Origin of the sequence: Methylobacterium sp. Leaf88 (assembly GCF_001422795.1) — a bacterium.
Lineage (GTDB): Bacteria > Pseudomonadota > Alphaproteobacteria > Rhizobiales > Beijerinckiaceae > Methylobacterium.
The window spans coordinates 86,978-101,895 of the sequence record NZ_LMMK01000003.1; the positions used below are offsets into that span (position 1 = coordinate 86,978).

General features: G+C 71.0%; 13 protein-coding genes. 10 read left to right on the forward strand and 3 right to left on the reverse strand.

Going from position 1 to position 14,918, the window contains the following annotated elements; translation table 11 throughout:
• The first annotated feature begins 21 nt into the window (after positions 1-21).
• Together sfnG and ASF20_RS01745 are read left to right on the forward strand one after the other, a co-directional pair.
• Positions 22-1,137 carry a dimethylsulfone monooxygenase SfnG gene (gene sfnG / locus ASF20_RS01740; protein WP_056270178.1) on the forward strand — a complete coding sequence of 372 codons (1,116 nt, stop codon included), beginning with the start codon at positions 22-24 and terminating at the stop codon, positions 1,135-1,137.
• 44 nt (positions 1,138-1,181) lie between these two features.
• Entirely contained in the window at positions 1,182-2,441 is a 1,260-nt protein-coding gene (locus ASF20_RS01745) for an SfnB family sulfur acquisition oxidoreductase (RefSeq protein ID WP_056270180.1), read from the forward strand.
• 165 nt (positions 2,442-2,606) lie between these two features.
• Here the strand turns inward: ASF20_RS01745 and ASF20_RS01750 are convergent, their stop codons facing one another.
• Positions 2,607-5,465, reverse strand: coding sequence for an ATP-binding protein (locus ASF20_RS01750; RefSeq protein ID WP_082501122.1), 2,859 nt, complete (start codon positions 5,463-5,465; stop codon positions 2,607-2,609).
• A 623-nt stretch (positions 5,466-6,088) separates the two neighbouring features.
• Here ASF20_RS01750 and ASF20_RS23755 point away from each other — a divergent pair.
• The gene (locus ASF20_RS23755; protein WP_056270183.1) at positions 6,089-6,583 is read left to right on the forward strand and encodes a TadE family protein; all 495 of its coding nucleotides are present in this window, start codon (positions 6,089-6,091) and stop codon (positions 6,581-6,583) included.
• Between the two features lie 45 nt (positions 6,584-6,628).
• Complete coding sequence (locus tag ASF20_RS01760; protein ID WP_162242604.1) at positions 6,629-7,234, forward strand: TadE/TadG family type IV pilus assembly protein; 606 nt, start codon at positions 6,629-6,631, stop codon at positions 7,232-7,234.
• A gap of 62 nt (positions 7,235-7,296) precedes the next feature.
• Here the strand turns inward: ASF20_RS01760 and ASF20_RS01765 are convergent, their stop codons facing one another.
• Positions 7,297-8,682 (reverse strand): pilus assembly protein TadG-related protein, encoded by a 1,386-nt coding sequence (locus tag ASF20_RS01765; protein WP_056270188.1) that lies wholly within the window; start codon positions 8,680-8,682, stop codon positions 7,297-7,299.
• 152 nt (positions 8,683-8,834) lie between these two features.
• Positions 8,835-9,842: an HD domain-containing phosphohydrolase gene (locus tag ASF20_RS01770; RefSeq protein ID WP_056270193.1), complete on the reverse strand. Its 1,008-nt coding sequence runs from the start codon at positions 9,840-9,842 to the stop codon at positions 8,835-8,837.
• 376 nt (positions 9,843-10,218) lie between these two features.
• Between ASF20_RS01770 and ASF20_RS01775 the strand changes: the two genes are divergently transcribed.
• The 6 genes from ASF20_RS01775 to ASF20_RS24775 form a co-directional block, all read left to right on the forward strand.
• On the forward strand, positions 10,219-10,455 hold the full coding sequence (locus ASF20_RS01775) for a hypothetical protein (protein ID WP_156647927.1): 237 nt from the start codon (positions 10,219-10,221) through the stop codon (positions 10,453-10,455).
• Entirely contained in the window at positions 10,452-11,738 is a 1,287-nt protein-coding gene (locus ASF20_RS01780; protein WP_244476295.1) for an acyl-CoA dehydrogenase family protein, read from the forward strand. Before ASF20_RS01775 ends, ASF20_RS01780 begins: the two co-directional genes overlap by 4 nt.
• A 12-nt stretch (positions 11,739-11,750) precedes the next feature.
• Complete coding sequence (locus ASF20_RS01785) at positions 11,751-12,338, forward strand: class I SAM-dependent methyltransferase (RefSeq protein WP_056270285.1); 588 nt, start codon at positions 11,751-11,753, stop codon at positions 12,336-12,338.
• 11 nt (positions 12,339-12,349) lie between these two features.
• Positions 12,350-13,075, forward strand: a complete 726-nt coding sequence (locus tag ASF20_RS01790) for a cytochrome b/b6 domain-containing protein (RefSeq protein ID WP_056270198.1) — start codon at positions 12,350-12,352, stop codon at positions 13,073-13,075.
• On the forward strand, positions 13,068-13,808 hold the full coding sequence (locus ASF20_RS01795) for a molybdopterin-dependent oxidoreductase (RefSeq protein ID WP_056270200.1): 741 nt from the start codon (positions 13,068-13,070) through the stop codon (positions 13,806-13,808). The genes ASF20_RS01790 and ASF20_RS01795 overlap by 8 nt, the downstream gene beginning before the upstream one ends.
• A gap of 216 nt (positions 13,809-14,024) precedes the next feature.
• The coding region (locus ASF20_RS24775; RefSeq protein ID WP_244476296.1) for an MCP four helix bundle domain-containing protein at positions 14,025-14,918 on the forward strand (894 nt) is incomplete at its 3' end.

Consider the following 14,918-nt stretch of genomic DNA (forward strand, 5'->3'; position numbering starts at 1 on the left):
GATCAACGCAGGGGTGGGAACATGGCCTTTCAAACAGGAACTCGCGACGGCAGCGAGCCGATCCGCTTCGCCTACTGGGTGCCCAACGTCTCGGGGGGCCTCGTCATCAGCAAGATCGCCCAGCGCACGAGCTGGGACGCGCCCTATAACCGACGCCTCGCGCAGATCGCGGAGGAGGCCGGGTTCGACTACGCCCTCACGCAGATCCGCTTCACGGCCGGCTACGGTGCCGAGTACCAGCACGAATCCGTCGCCTTCAGCCACGCCCTGCTGGCGGCCACCTCCCGGCTGAAGGTGATTGCCGCCCTTCTGCCCGGGCCCTGGAACCCGACGCTCGCCGCCAAGCAGATCGCCACCATCAGCCAGATCACGGAGGGGCGCATCGCCATCAACGTGGTCTCGGGCTGGTTCTCGGGCGAGTTCCGCGCCATCGGCGAGCCCTGGCTCGACCATGACGAGCGCTACCGCCGCTCGGAGGAGTTCATCCGCGCCCTGCGGGGAATCTGGTCCCAGGACAACTTCACCTTCCGGGGCGATTTCTACCGCTACAGCGACTACACCCTGAAGCCGAAACCCGCCGATCCGCAGCCCGAGATCTTCCAGGGCGGCTCGTCCCGGGCGGCGCGCGACATGGCGGCCCGCGTCTCGGACTGGTACTTCACCAACGGCAACACGCCCGAGGGCATCCGGGCCCAAGTCGACGACGTCCAAGCCAAGGCGCGCGCCAACGGCCACGCGGTGAAGGTGGGCGTCAACGCCTTCGTCATCGCCCGCGACACCGAGGAAGAGGCCCGCGCCGTCCTCCAGGAGATCATCGACCAGGCCGACCCGGACGCCGTGAAGGCCTTCGGGCACGAGGCGAAGAACGCCGGCCAGGCCTCGCCGGAGGGCGAGGGCAACTGGGCCAAATCGAGCTTCGCGGACCTCGTCCAGTACAACGACGGCTTCAAGACCAATCTGATCGGCACGCCGGATCAGATCGCCGAGCGCATCGTGGCGCTGAAGGCGGTCGGCGTCGACCTCGCCCTGCTGGCCTTCCTGCACTTCCAGGAGGAGGTCGCGTATTTCGGCGAACACGTCATTCCGCGCGTCCGCGCCCTGGAGGCGGCGCGCCGCGAACAGGCGCAGGCGGCCTGAGCCGAGCCGGTCCCCGAACGCGCCCCCTGATCCGGAGACACCCCATGAACATCGCCGTCAGTCCGCCCCCGCGGGACACCGATCGCTGGCCCGCCGGGGCACCCGGCCCCGAGCGCCCGGCCGCGCCGGCCCACGTCATCCGCGACGCGGCCGAGGCCCTGCGCGTCGCCCACGCCCTGGCGGCGACGTTCCGGGTCGGCGCCTCCGAGCGCGACCGCACGGGGCGCCGACCCCTGGCCGAGCTCGACGCGTTCTCGCAGAGCGGCCTGTGGTCCATCAACGTGCCGCGGGCCCATGGCGGGCCGGGGCTGTCCTACGGGACCTTGGCGCAGGTCATCGCCATCGTCTCGGCCGCCGACCCGTCGATCGGGCAGATCGCCCAGAACCACCTCGGCATCGTGGCGGCGATCGACACGGTCTCGGACGAGGCCCAGAAGGCCCTGCTGTTCGGCCTCGTCCTGGCCGGCACCCGGTTCGGCAACGCCTTCTCGGAGATCGGCACGCCGCGCGCCGCCGACTTCGAGACCCACTTCGTGGACGACGGCGACCACGTGGTGGTGCACGGCACCAAGTTCTACGCCACCGGCGCGCTGCTGGCCCACCTCGTGCCCATCGTGGCCCTCGATGGCGAGGGCCGGGCCTGGTACGCCATTGCCGAGCGCAACGCGCCGGGACTCACGGTGATCGACGACTGGTCGAGCTTCGGCCAGCGCACCACCGCGAGCGGCACCGTGCGGATCGACGGCGTGCGCGTGCCGAAAACCCACCTGGTGCCGGCCTGGAAGGGCTACGCGCAGCCGAGCGCCGACGGGGCGATCTTCCAGATCATCCAGGCGGCCGTGGATGCGGGCATCGCCCGGGCGGCGCTCGCCGAGACCATCGACTTCGTGCGCACCAAGTCGCGTCCCTGGGTCGACAGCGGCCTGGCGCGCGCCTCCGACGACCCCCACACCATCCGCATCGTCGGCGACCTCACGATCCGCCTGCACGCCGCCGAGGCGCTGCTCGACCGGGCCGGCCTCGCCCTCGACGCCGCCGTGGCGGCGCCGGATGCCGAGACGGTGGCGGCCGCGCAGCTCGCGGTAGCGGAAGCCAAGGTGCTCACCACCGAGGTGGCGCTCGGCGCCAGCAACACCCTGTTCGAGCTCGCCGGCACCCGCGCGACGCTGGCCGAGCACAATCTCGACCGGCACTGGCGCAACGCCCGCACCCACACGCTCCACGACCCCGTGCGCTGGAAATACGCGATCGTCGGCAACCACGCGCTCAATGGGGTGAACCCGCCCTTCCACGCGTGGAGCTGAGGCGGGACGCCGACACGCACCCTCCTCGACGACGCCCCCCCGACGCCCGATTCGGTGCGCCGGAGCGCGGACCGAGACGCGGGTTCCACCGGGTGTCCCGCCCCGCATGCATGGAACCCGCCGGCACCCCATCGCGGACATCGTCCGCTCCAGGGGAGGGGTCCCTCAGGCGGAGCGCCGCGCCGCGGCCCCTTCCTCCGGATCGGGCGCCCGCCCGAGGCGGGCCTCGAGGGCCTCGAGGGTCCGGTCCAGGAGCGGCGACAGACCGGCGATCTCCGCGTCCGTCGGGAGGACGGCGCTGGAGCGAGCCCTGCTCTCGATCTCTCCCAGCACCAGGCCCAGGGCCCGGCCACCGATGTTCAGGCTCATCGACTTCAGGCTGTGCGCCGCGCGCGCGATCGCCTCGGCATCGCCGCGGCTTGCCGCCGCCGGGAGGTCCACGAGGGCCTTGGGCGCGTGGTCCCGATAGAGGCCGAGCACGCGGGCACTGAAATCGCCGCCGGCCCGGGCCGCCATGTCGATCAACCCCGCGAGCACGTCCTCGTCCAAGAGGCCGTCCGCCTCCGGCTGGGGCGCGGCGTCGGGCGAGGGACGTCGCGGCGCGACCGCGGTCTCAGTCTCGGCCTCGGGCACGAGGAAGGCCGCCAGCGTGTCGGCGAGGGCCGCCAGGGTGAAGGGCTTGGCGAGCTTGGCATCCATGCCGGCCTCGCGCCACGCCTCGGCGCCGGCCCCCACCACGTGCGCCGTGAGGGCCACGATGGGCGTGCGGACGCGGCCCTGCGCGATGGCCTCGGCCCGAATGGCCTCGGCCGCCGCGTAGCCGTCGAGGACCGGCATACTGCCGTCCATCAGGATGAGGTCGAACGCCCGGTCGCGACAGGCTTCGAGGGCCGCACGGCCGTCCTCGACCAGGGTGAGGGCGGTGACGCCGCAGCGAGCCAGGGCCTCGCGGGCGACCTCGCGGTTCACCGGGCTGTCGTCGGCCAGGAGGATGCGCGCGGCGGGGAATTGCGGCAGGCGCGTGCGGGCGGACAGGCGGGGGCCGGAGACGAACGGCGTCCCGCCGGCCAAAGAATCCAGGGCACCGCGCCACTCCTCCTGGACGACCGGCCAGCCGAGGAGGTGGTCGGCCCAGCCCGCCTCCAGGACCGGCGCCGCGGCGGCATCGCCGAGGCGCGCCAGGGCCAGGACCCGGCCCGGCCCGCTCGGGCGACGGCCCAGGGCCAGGATCGTGGCCGCATCCGCGATCCAGTGCGCCGCCCCGGCCTCGGCGGCCTCCGCCGGAAGGCAGGTGAACCCGGCCTCGGCGAGGCGGAGCCCGAGGCACTCCCGCGTGGCCTCGCCCGACAGCGCGAGCACGATCCCGGCTCCGACCGCGTCGGTGCGCCGGACGAGGGTCGGCGCATCGGCGTCGCCCGCCTCCAGGGGCAGCTCGGCCCAGAAGGTCGAGCCGGCGCCGAGCTCGCTCTCGACGCCCATGCGGCCGCCCATGGCGAGGGCGAGGCGATGGGCGATCGAGAGGCCGAGGCCGGTACCGCCGAAGCGCCGGGTGGTCGACTGATCGGCCTGCGCGAAGGCCGAGAACAGGGTGCCGACCTTGTCGGCCGGGATGCCGACGCCGGTATCCCGGACGCTGAGGCGCAGCATGCCGGCCGCGCCGCGCTCCAGCCGCACCAGGACCGAGCCGGACGGGGTGAACTTCAGGGCATTGTTGACGAAGTTGCTGAGGATCTGGCCGAGGCGCACCGGATCGCCGATCACGTGGCGCGGCACGTCCGGCGCCACGTAGGCGGCGAGGTCGAGGCCGTTCTCGACGGCCTTCTCGGCGAAGAGCGAGATCACCGTGTCGACGACCTCGGACGGATCGACGGCGATCCGCTCCAGATCGAGCTTGCCCGCCTCCACCTTCGCGAAGTCGAGGATGTCGTTGATGATCGCCAGCAGGCTCTGCCCGGAGCGGGCGACCACCTCGGCGTAGCGCTGCTGCCGCTGCGGCAGGTCGGAGGCCGCCAGGAGTTCGGCCATCACCAGCATGCCGTTAAGCGGCGTGCGGATCTCGTGGCTCATGGTGGCCAGGAAGGTCGACTTGGCGGCGTTGGCGGCCTCGGCCGCCTGCTTGGCCTCGTGCAGGTCGGCGGTCCGTTCCGCCACGTCGGCCTCCAGGCGCTGCATGTGCTGCGCCAGGCGGGCGTCGCGCTCCCGCACGGTGTCGAGGAGCGCGTTGAACGAGCGCGCCAGCACGCCGACCTCGTCGTCGCGCGCGATCACCGCGCCTTGCGTGTAGTCCTGCTCGATGCGGACGCGGTCCATGGTGCCGGCGAGCGCCGCGATCGGCTGGGTGATCCCCCGCTGGATCGCGTAGGAGATCGCGAAGCCCAGGACCATGACGAGGCTCGAGATCAAGGCCGAGGTCCGGAGCAGCGCCAGCAGGCGGTCGTTGAGGTCGGCCAGGTCGGAGACGAGGATGAGATTGCCCACCGTCCGGCCCGCCTCCTCGACGGTCACCGCCACCAGGGCGGTCCGGCTGGCGAGGAGGGCCAGGGGCGACTGCCCCTTGCGCAGGTCGAAATCATCGGTGAGGCGGGCCGTGAGGCCCCGGTCCGCCAGGATCGAGCCGTCGGGCCGCTCGATGGCCGCATAGACCAGCTCGCTCCGCTCGGCCGCTCCGGGACTGCCGTCCGGGGTCTCGCCGTCGTTCGTCTCGCCGTTGAGGATCCTGGCGTCGCGGGTCTTGCCGATGGCGTTCAGGACGCGGGCCGCCGCCGCCTCGTCCCCGGCCGCCGTGGCCCCCGCGCTCGCCGCCGCGAGCACGTTGGCGATGGCGACGAGGGCATCCCGCTTGTCGTCGGCGTAGCGGTTCACCTCCTGCCAGAGCGAGAGCAGCGTTCCGGCCAGGAAGGCGATCGCCACGGAAGCGCACATCGCCAGGGCCAGGCGTCCGGCCAGGGTGCGCTGCCGACCCGGACGCCGGGCGGACGGACGGGTTTCGCGGGACGGGTCGGGCGCGTGCCGGGGATCGGTCATGGTCGCGCCAGCGTACCGGCTGTTGGTTGGAAGGGTCTTAATCGTCCACCGAGCGCACAGTCACGTCACGGCCGGAACGGGCCCAGAGGCACGAATTCGGCCAACCCCATCCGCAACCAGTGCGAGCACCGAAAGTCCAGCAGCGCTCAGGCGCTGAACCTCTGCTTCCGGATTCGGTCATCGGGAGAGACGATCCCTCACAAACTCCCGGTGGTGCGGCGGCGAATGCGTCGATGCATTCAGGGCGGGAAACCTTTTAGGCTGGCTTGCCGGAATCTTAAGGGCTCGGCGCTAGACCAGGGCAGGGCTGCCGACGCCCCCTCGAACGCGTTCCGATCGGCCGCCCGATCCGTATGCCGCCCCTCCCCATGTGCGATCCCGCGAAACCCGAACCTGCAAATTCCGAACTCGCAAATGTCGAACTCGCAGGTCCTGATCGCGCGAGTCCTGAGCCCGCGAGTCCTGAGCTCGCAAATCCCGAGCTCGCAAATCCCGAGCTCGCAAGTCCCGATCGCGTCGTCGCGGGTCCCGGCCGCTCACCCGGCGACGGAGGCGGGAGGCGCCTGCGCATCGTCCCGGCACGATCCGGTCCGCAGCGGTTCGGGCAGGATCAGTCGGGCGCCATGGCGGTCGAATTCGCCCTGGTCCTGTTTCCGCTCTGCATCCTGATCTTCTTCGTCATCGAGAACGCGCTGGTGTTCTGGGTCACGTCCGCGCTGGACAACGGCCTCGATGCCTCGATGCGGCAGTTCTACGTCCAGTCCGGCGCCTCGGCGACCTCGCTCCTCGACGCCGTGCGCAGCGAGGTCTGCCGCCAGGTCAATCCGTTCGTCCGCTGCGAGAACCTGAAGATCGACATCGGAGTCTACGACAGCTTCACCCGGATCGACCGGACCAGCCCCATCGACCCCGCCTCGGGAACCTGGCGGGCGAATTTCGGCACCCAGCACGGCTGTCTCACGAAGGGCAGCGTGGTGGTGGTCCAGGCCGCCTTCGCGCAGCACACGTTCCAGAAGTTCGGCGTCGTGAAGACCCAGTTTCAGGACGGAAGCTGGCTCATCAACGCCACGTCCGTGCTGCAGCTGGAGGGTAATTCCACCGGCGGCAGCGGCTGTTGAGCCATGCTGGCCACGCGCCTCCGCTCCGCGATCGCGATCCGTCCGATGGGTGTGCGAGCCGCCGCGGGCTTCGCGCGGGCCGAGGACGGCGTCGCGATCGTCGAATTCGCCCTGATCGTCCCGGTGCTGCTGCTCATCTACTTCGGGACCGTGGAGATCACGAGCGTGATGCGCAACGTGCGCAAGGTCGACATCCTGTCCCGCACCATCGGTGACACGCTCTCCCAGCGCACGATGCCGACGGCGGATGAGGTGAACGACGTGTTCCAGGTGGGACCCATCGTGCTCGCTCCCTTCGATGGCACCGGGCTGCAGATGACGGTGAGCGCGGTCGGGGTGGTGGGCGACACCGAGACGGGCCCGCTGCAGATCTGTTCCAGCGTGGCCACGGCGGGATCGCCGGTCCGCACCGCCGGGGCGCCGGCCCCCGTCGCCGTCGCCGACAGCCTGCAGCCGAAGGGGACGCGCCTGCTGCTCGTGGAGATCAGCGTCCCCTACAAGCCGGTGACCGGCTCCTCCCTGTTCAGCGATGGCGGCCCAGGCTTCGTCATCACCCGCAGGACCCTGTGGCCGGTCCGGTACGGACGGCGCTACGCGAGCATGAGCCCCGAGGTCGTCCTGGGCAACGGCGCCTCCTGCCCGCCGCGCTGAGCGGCCGGCCCGGTCGAGTGCAGGAGCCGGGGGCCGGGGGCCGGGAGCCGATGGCGCTCGACCTACTGCGTGAGCTGCGTGTCGGCCGAGCTCGGTCCGACGCCGGCCGGCACGGGCACGTCGGTGCTGCCGTAGCGGGCGTTCAGCATCAGGTTCGGGCCGTCATAGAGATTGATCGTGCGGGCGATGATCACCGTGTAGGCCGACTGGTCGGCCACCGGCTTCTTGGAATCGATGATCAGGCGTCCGAGGGGCAGGTAGATGGTCCCCAGGAGCGTGCGGGCGTTGTCGCTGATGATGCGGTACTCGCGCAGGGCGACGAACCCGCCGGGCGCGGGCTTGGGCTTGCCCTTGCCGCTGAGGGGCGGGGGCAGGGTGGCCGGAATGGTCGCGTTGCGGTCCTCGAAGAACAGCAGCCCCGCCAGGAGGCCGTCCTTCGGCGCGGTGAGGCTGACGACGCTCTTCTCATCGAAGAGCAGGCCGCCGCGCACCCCGGTGAAGTAGAAGCCCGTGTTGACGCCGCTCAGGCTGGCGCCCTTGTCGACGACGAGGGGGCCGTCCTTGAGGATGTAGATCCCGGGCTGCAGCGTCACGGTCGCGCCCTTGGTGAGGTGCAGGCCGCCGCAATAGGTGCCGGGCTGCAGGGTGACGATCCCGCTCACGACGTTGACGCCGTAGGTCGGGTCGTCGATGCCGTCGACGAACTTCTTCGGATCGACGAAGAACCCGAGGCTGACGCAGGAGCCCGGCGTCGGGCCCTGCCGGTCGATCAGGGGATCGCGCAGGGCGGGGCACCCGGTGGCCGGCGGCGGCGTGAAGTTGGCGCCCGATCCGGAATAGCCCCCGGCCGAGCAGGTGGAGAGGGCGGTGGCCACCGCCGCGTTCTCGCCCTGGATGCCCTCCGGGTTGGCGGAGTTCGAGTAGAGCGAGCAGTCGGTGGCGGTGATGCGGGCCGCGCTCTCCAGGTGGAAGGCGCCCATCGCCTGACGATCGAGGGCGAGCAGGCACAGCCGCGTGGTGCCGGCGAGCTTCGCCGTCGAGGTGACGCTCACCTCCAGGCTCGGGGTGTTGAGGAGCTTGCCGAAGGACAGGGCGACCTGCTCGGTGAGCGTGAGGCGGACACCGGAATGGTTGTTGAGCACCTCCGCCGTCACGGCCGGGGGCGCCGCGCTGCCGCTGCGGGCCTGGGCCAGGGCCATGGCCTTGGCGGTGCGGAGCGCCGCCGCGTCGTCGGCATTGGCGAGCTTGAACTGGTTGACGCCCGCGATGCTGCCGCTGTCAGCGGCACGCTGGAGCTCGGCCCGCCGCTTGACCAGGGAGGCGTAATCGATCGCCACGGCGCTCAGGCCGGTCAGGATCGGAAACAGGAGGGCGACCAGAACGAGGACGCCGCCACGTTGGTCCGTGCGGAAACCGGCAGCAAGCTGGGCGGTGTGGAGGGGAGTCATGCCGCTACGCTTACAAGGGACGGGTTACCGACCTCCTGAAACCGTCCCGGAAAAATCACCGTGTTCAGCCGAAGACGGGATCAAGGTTAAGGTCACGGAGTAGAATCCCGGAGTCTTCCTGAAGGTCGGCGCCGCGCCACGACCTGTCCGGTTCAGCGCGTACGAGATTTCAGGAAGGCTTCCACGCAGGCCGGATCGAAATGACGCCCGGCCTCAGCCTGGAGATGGGCCAACGCCTCCGCGTGCGACCACGCCGTCTTGTACGGCCGATCGGAGGTCAGGGCATCGTAGACGTCCGCCACGGCCACGATCCGTCCCGACAGGGGAATGGCCTCCCCGCGGAGGCCGGCCGGATAGCCGCCGCCGTCCCAGCGCTCGTGATGGGTGGCCGCAATCTCCGCCGCGAGGCGGACCAGGCGCGAGTCGCTGCCTTCGAGGATGCGACGACCGCGCTCGGCATGCGCCTCCATCGTCCGGCGCTCGTCCGCGGACAGGCGTCCGGGTTTCAGCAGGATGGAATCCGGAACGCTGAGCTTGCCGATATCGTGCATGGTGGAGGCCAGGCTGAGCTGTTCCACGTCCTCCGCGGCAAGGCCCAATCCCTCGGCGATCCGGGCCACATATTCGGCGACCCGCGCCACGTGGTTGCCGGTCTCCGAGTCGCGATGTTCGACGGCCTTCATCAGCAGGCTGATGATCTCACGCTCGCGGGCGACGATGAGGGCGGTGGCGGCCTTCACCTCGCGATCGAGCCAGGCTGCGCGGTCGATCTGCGCCAGGCGCGCCTGGTTGAGGGCCAGCAGATTCGAGACACGGGCGCGCACTTCGACCGGATCGAAGGGCTTGGCGAGGAAATCGGTGGCGCCGGCGGCCAGAGCGTCCCGGCGCAAGGCGCGCTGGTCCAGGCTCGTCACCATGATCACCGGCACGTGCTCGAAGCCCGGGATGTCGCGGGCGGCGCGGATGAACTCGATGCCGTTCATGCCCGGCATCTCGAAGTCGGAGATGGCAACGCCGATCGCGGCCGGATTCTCGCGGACGAACGCCAGGGCATCGGCGGGCTGGAGGAAATCACGGGCCGTGCCGCCGGGCAGGTCGCGAAGGGCCTCCACCATCAGCATGTTGTTGAGGGGCGCATCATCCAGGATGAGGACGAACATCAGAGCAGCCTTGATTCAACACGCCTCGCGGAGGCCTTCCTTTACCGGAGGGTGTGCCGCCGGACCTTTAACGAAACAGCCCGGGCCGCTCGACCCGTGTCCGGGGGAAGCTTGCTCTGCGGCGCTCGCCCAAGCAATATCCTCTCTCCCCAGCACGATCGCACGCCCCGCGATTCCGGTCGGCGTGACCCGCCGGCCTCGACGGCGGGTCCGCCCCCCCGTGTGAGGCCGTACCAGCCGGACACGGAGCGATGCAGGGCGGCGTTTCGCCGGGCGGGCCTGCGCGGCTCCGGGCCCGAGGCGCGTCTTCGAGACCATCCTCATGGTTTTCGTCGCGAAATGCGACGAAGCGCGACGGTCTTCGAAAACCCGGACCGTGGATGTCGAGACCGCCCAGATGCTGGTAGGAGCGGCCCCGCTGGTGGCCATCGGCGCCTTCACCCTGGTCACGGTGGGCTGGACCCTGCGGGCCCTGCTGACCGACCTGCGGGCCGGCCGCGGCAAGCGGGCACGGATGTCCGCGGTGGATCGATCCGGGTACGCCAGCGCCCTTCGACGCGGGAAAAATCGGCCGTCTGTGTGCAAACACCGACTGGAGATCGCGCAGGCGTGATCCATGTGCTGGAGATGAACTTCATTCCACCGCATCGGCATCTTCAGGATTGTTCGGAGACCCACGCCGCCCGCATCCAGGCCGCGGCCCGCGCGGTTGCGGACCGCGCGGGCGAACGCGCCGATGCCCTCGACCGGGACGGCGGCTTTCCGGCCGAGGATATCGCCCACGCGCATCGGGCCGGGCTGCTCGCCGCGCCGCTGCCCGTGGCCCTGGGCGGTGCCGGCCTCGATGCCCCCGCGATGGCGCCGGTTCTCGCCGATGTCCTCGCGCAGATCGGGCGGGGCAGCCTCGCCCTGGGTCGCCTCTACGAAGGGCACGTCAACGCCCTCTCCCTGGTCCTGCGCTATGCGGCGCCGGCGGTGATCGAGCGACTGGCCGGGGATGTCCGTGCCGGACACCTGTTCGGCGTGTGGAATACCCAGCCCCAGGCCAGCGGCCTCAGCCTCGAGAAAGTCGGCGGCCTCAGCCTCGAGAACACCGGCGGCCTCAGCCTGGAGAACGCCGGCGGCCTCGCACCCGCCGGGGATGCCTGGATGCTGAGGGGGGTCAAATCCTTCGCCTCCGGAGCCGGCTCGGTCACCCGCCCCCTGGTCACGGCGCGCCGACCCGACGGCCGCCAGCAGATGCTGGTCGCCGATCTCGAGGCCGGGACCCGGGCCGACCTGTCCGGCTGGCAGGCGCAGGGCATGCGGGCCTCGACCTCCGGTCTCCTCGACTTCACCGGCCTGCCCGCCGGCCCCGGTTGCTTCATCGGTGACCCGGACGACTACTTCGCGGAGCCGCATTTCTCCGGCGGCGCTTGGCGCTTCGCCGCGGTGCAGCTCGGCGGCATCGAGGCGGTGTTCGACGTCCTGCGGGGGCATCTGCGGTCCACCGGACGCGGCGGCGACCCGCATCAGGCGGCCCGCCTCGGCGAGGCCGCGATCGCGGTGGAGAGCGCCCGCCTCTTCGTGGCCCAGGCCGCCCGCCTCGCCGCCGACCCCGAGGCGGAGCCGGACCGGGTGATCGCCTACGTCAACCTCACCCGCCTCGCGGTGGAGCGGGCCGGCCTCGACGTGCTGGAGCGGGCCCATCGCTCCGTGGGACTGGCGGCCTTCCTCCGTCCGCATCCCCTGGAGCGCCTGGCGCGGGACCTGGCGACCTACCTGCGCCAGCCCGGGCCCGACCGGGCCCTCACCAGCGCGGCGGCTCACGTCCTCGGCGATGTGCGACCGGCGGACCGGCTCTGGCGCGACCTCGCCGGGGCGCCGAGCCCCGACGAGGTTCCGGCCGATCTTTAGGCGGTGACGGTGATGAGACGCTCCCCGCAGACGCTGCCGCCGGATTACTTCACGGATCTCTACGCCGCGAACCCCGATCCGTGGGACTTCACCACCAGTCCCTACGAGCACGCCAAGTACGATGCCACCCTGGCGGCGCTGGGCCGCGAGACCTACCCGGAGGCCCTGGAGGTCGGGTGCTCGATCGGCGTGCTGACCCGCCGGCTGGCCGACCGCTGCGCGGGGCTGCTCGCCCTCGACGTGGCCGAGACGGCCCTCGATGCCGCCCGCGCCCGTTGTGCGGCGTGCCCCCACGTCGCGTTCCGGCGCGCCGCGGTGCCGGCGGAGTGGCCCCCCGGCCGGTTCGACCTCGTGGTGCTCTCGGAGGTGCTGTACTTCTTCACGCCGGACGATCTGGCCCGCATCGCCGAGCGCCTGGTGGCGGCCCTGAAACCGGGGGGCGAGGTCATCCTGGTCCACTGGCACGGTGAGACGAACTTCCCCTTGAGTGCGGATGCGGCGGTGGAGACGCTGATCGATCTCACCCGCGGCGCCCTCGAACCCGACCGCAGGGGCCGCACCGAGCGCTATCGCCTCGACGTGCTGCGGGCGCCCGCGTGAGCCGGCCCCCGATGGCGGAGGAGCCGGGCCCGTCCCTGGTTCACCGGCACGCCGCCTGGGTGCGCCTGACCCATTGGCTCAACGCCGTCGCGTTCCTCGCCCTCCTGGCCAGCGGCATCGCGATCCTGCTGGCCCTGCCGCGGCTGTTCTGGGGCGAGACTGGGGCCAACGGGGCGCCGGCCGCCCTCGAGCTGCCGCTGCCGGTGAACCTCGAGCAGACGGGCTGGGGCCGCAACCTGCACTTCCTCGCGGCCTGGGTGCTCGTCCTCAACGGGATCGTCTACCTCATCGTGGCCTTCGTTGGCGGTCACTTCGCCCGCGACCTCGTGCCGGATCGCGATCAGCTGGCCCCGGGCCACCTCGCCCGCGAGATCGCCGACCACGCCCGCCTCAAGCCGGCGCGCGGGCGCGAGGCCCTGCGCTACAACGCCCTGCAGAAATTCGCCTATCTGGTCGTCCTGTTCGTGCTGTTTCCGCTGATGGTGCTGACCGGGTTGACCATGTCGCCGGGGGTCACGGCGGCCTACCCGGAACTCTTCGCCCTGTTCGGCGGCCGGCAATCGGCGCGCACCCTGCACTTCGCCGTCGCCTGCCTCCTCGTGCTCTTCCTCGTCATCCACGTGGCCCAGGTCTTCGTCGGCGGGGCCGGCAACCTGATGCGGTCGATGATCACCGGACGCTTCCGGGTTCCCCCGGAGAGGGTCCGGGCGACCTTTGCGGAGCCCCCCGATGCGTGACCTCTCGCGCCGCCGCCTCCTCACCGGCTCGGGCAGCCTGATCGGCGCCGGCCTCCTCGGCGGCTGCGACGCCCCGGCGCTGTCGCGGCTCGCCACCCCCTACGACTGGAGCAACGGCCTGACCTTCGCGGTCCAGCGCTGGCTCCAGCGCCACCAGCCCCTGGTGCGCGAGTTCGGGCCGGAGGCGATCTCGGCGGTGTTCCCGACCATCAACACCACCGACCCGGACAACCCCGATTACCGGCGCTCGAAGGCGCTGGGTTTTTCCGACTGGACGCTTCCGGTCACCGGCCTCGTGGCGCGCCCGGGCGCCTTCTCCCTGGCCGACCTGAAGGCGATGCCGGCCCGCACCCAGATCACGCTTCATGCCTGCGAGCAGGGCTGGTCGGCCATCGGCGGCTGGACCGGCGTGCCCCTGGCCCACCTGCTGGCGCAGGTCGGGTTGCGGCCGGAGGCGCGCTTCATCGTGGTGCGCAGCGTCGACGGCTGGTGGGACAGCTACGACCTGTTCGACGCCCTCCACCCGCAGACCATCCTCGCCTATGGCATGAACGGCGACGCCCTGCCGGTGGCGCACGGGGCGCCGGTGCGCCTGCGGGTCGAGCGCCAGCTCGGCTACAAGAGCCTGAAATACATCAGCGCCATCGAGGCCGTGGACCGGGTTGACGTGCTCGGCAAGGGGCGCGGCAGCATGGTCGCCGAGCTCGGCTTCCCCTGGTACGCGGGCATTTGATCTCACGCGGCGCGTGTATCCGGGCGCCACTGGACCGTATAGCGAGTTTCATCGCGCGTTGAACGGACAACCCTGTACGCCATCGCCGAGGCGGCATCGGACATCGGAAACATAACAAAACAGTTATCGTTACTCTCTGCGCCAATCCGATAACGTCGTGTTAAGCACGCAGTTGTTTCCTCCGGTCGGAATGCAAATCCGGACGGTCCCTCAACGATGCGCGTATCCCTGAAATCCATCCTGATCGGTTCGGCAACTCTGCTCGGCGTCGCCGCGGCGGGTCAAGGCGTGGTCAGCGTCGTGAAGCTCAGGGCGATCGAGCGCGAGGTGAACGAGGTCGCGACGAACTGGCTTCCCTCCGTCAACGTCGTGAACACGATCAGCACGGCGACGCGCGACGTGCGGGTGAAGCTGTACCGCTTCGTCGTGGCCTCCGAGACGCCGCAGGCGCTGGCCGAGAACGAGGCGGGCCTGAACACCGCCCTGAAGACCCTCGACGGCCTGCGCCGGACCTACGAGCCGCTGATCAGCTCCGCCGAGGAGAAGGCGCTTTACGACACCTTCGCGCCCCTGTGGTCGCGCTACACCGAGGGCCAGCAGAAAGTCATCGAACTCATGAAGGCCGGCCGCCAGGCCGACGCCCTGGCGCTCACCACCAGCGCCGCGATGGCCGACCTGAACAACGGCGCCATCCGGGCCCTGCAGCGGGCGGTCGACTTCAACCGGGAGGGCGCCCAGCGCAGCACCGCGCTGAGCATGGCCAGCGCCGGCTCGGCCATGCTCACGGCCTGGATCGCGATGGCGATCTCGGTGGTGGCGGCCCTCGGCGCGATGCTGTTCAGCCTGTTCGGCGTCGCGCGTCCGATCGAGCGCATGACGCGCACCATGGGCAGGCTGGCCGGAGGTGACACCGGCGTGGAGATTCCGTCCCGGACCCGCCGCGACGAGATCGGCGACATGGCCGCCGCCGTGAGCGTGTTCCGGGACAACCTGCTCCAGACCCGCAAGCTCGAGGCGGAGACGGTCCTGGCGCGGGCCGGGGCGGAAGCGCAGCGCCAGGCGGCGATGCGGGCGATGGCCGACAGCTTCGAAGGGGCGGTGGGCGGCATC

What these genes read in the sequence shown, in the direction of transcription:
- ASF20_RS01795 (WP_056270200.1), top strand. Translation starts at nt 13,068, where the DNA reads ATGCGTGACCTCTCGCGCCGCCGCCTCCTCACCGGCTCGGGCAGCCTG.
- ASF20_RS01765 (WP_056270188.1), bottom strand. Translation starts at nt 8,682, where the DNA reads ATGACTCCCCTCCACACCGCCCAGCTTGCTGCCGGTTTCCGCACGGAC.
- ASF20_RS01790 (WP_056270198.1), top strand. Translation starts at nt 12,350, where the DNA reads ATGGCGGAGGAGCCGGGCCCGTCCCTGGTTCACCGGCACGCCGCCTGG.
- ASF20_RS01785 (WP_056270285.1), top strand. Translation starts at nt 11,751, where the DNA reads ATGAGACGCTCCCCGCAGACGCTGCCGCCGGATTACTTCACGGATCTC.
- ASF20_RS01760 (WP_162242604.1), top strand. Translation starts at nt 6,629, where the DNA reads ATGGGTGTGCGAGCCGCCGCGGGCTTCGCGCGGGCCGAGGACGGCGTC.
- ASF20_RS01745 (WP_056270180.1), top strand. Translation starts at nt 1,182, where the DNA reads ATGAACATCGCCGTCAGTCCGCCCCCGCGGGACACCGATCGCTGGCCC.
- sfnG (WP_056270178.1), top strand. Translation starts at nt 22, where the DNA reads ATGGCCTTTCAAACAGGAACTCGCGACGGCAGCGAGCCGATCCGCTTC.
- ASF20_RS01770 (WP_056270193.1), bottom strand. Translation starts at nt 9,842, where the DNA reads ATGTTCGTCCTCATCCTGGATGATGCGCCCCTCAACAACATGCTGATG.
- ASF20_RS23755 (WP_056270183.1), top strand. Translation starts at nt 6,089, where the DNA reads ATGGCGGTCGAATTCGCCCTGGTCCTGTTTCCGCTCTGCATCCTGATC.
- ASF20_RS01750 (WP_082501122.1), bottom strand. Translation starts at nt 5,465, where the DNA reads ATGACCGATCCCCGGCACGCGCCCGACCCGTCCCGCGAAACCCGTCCG.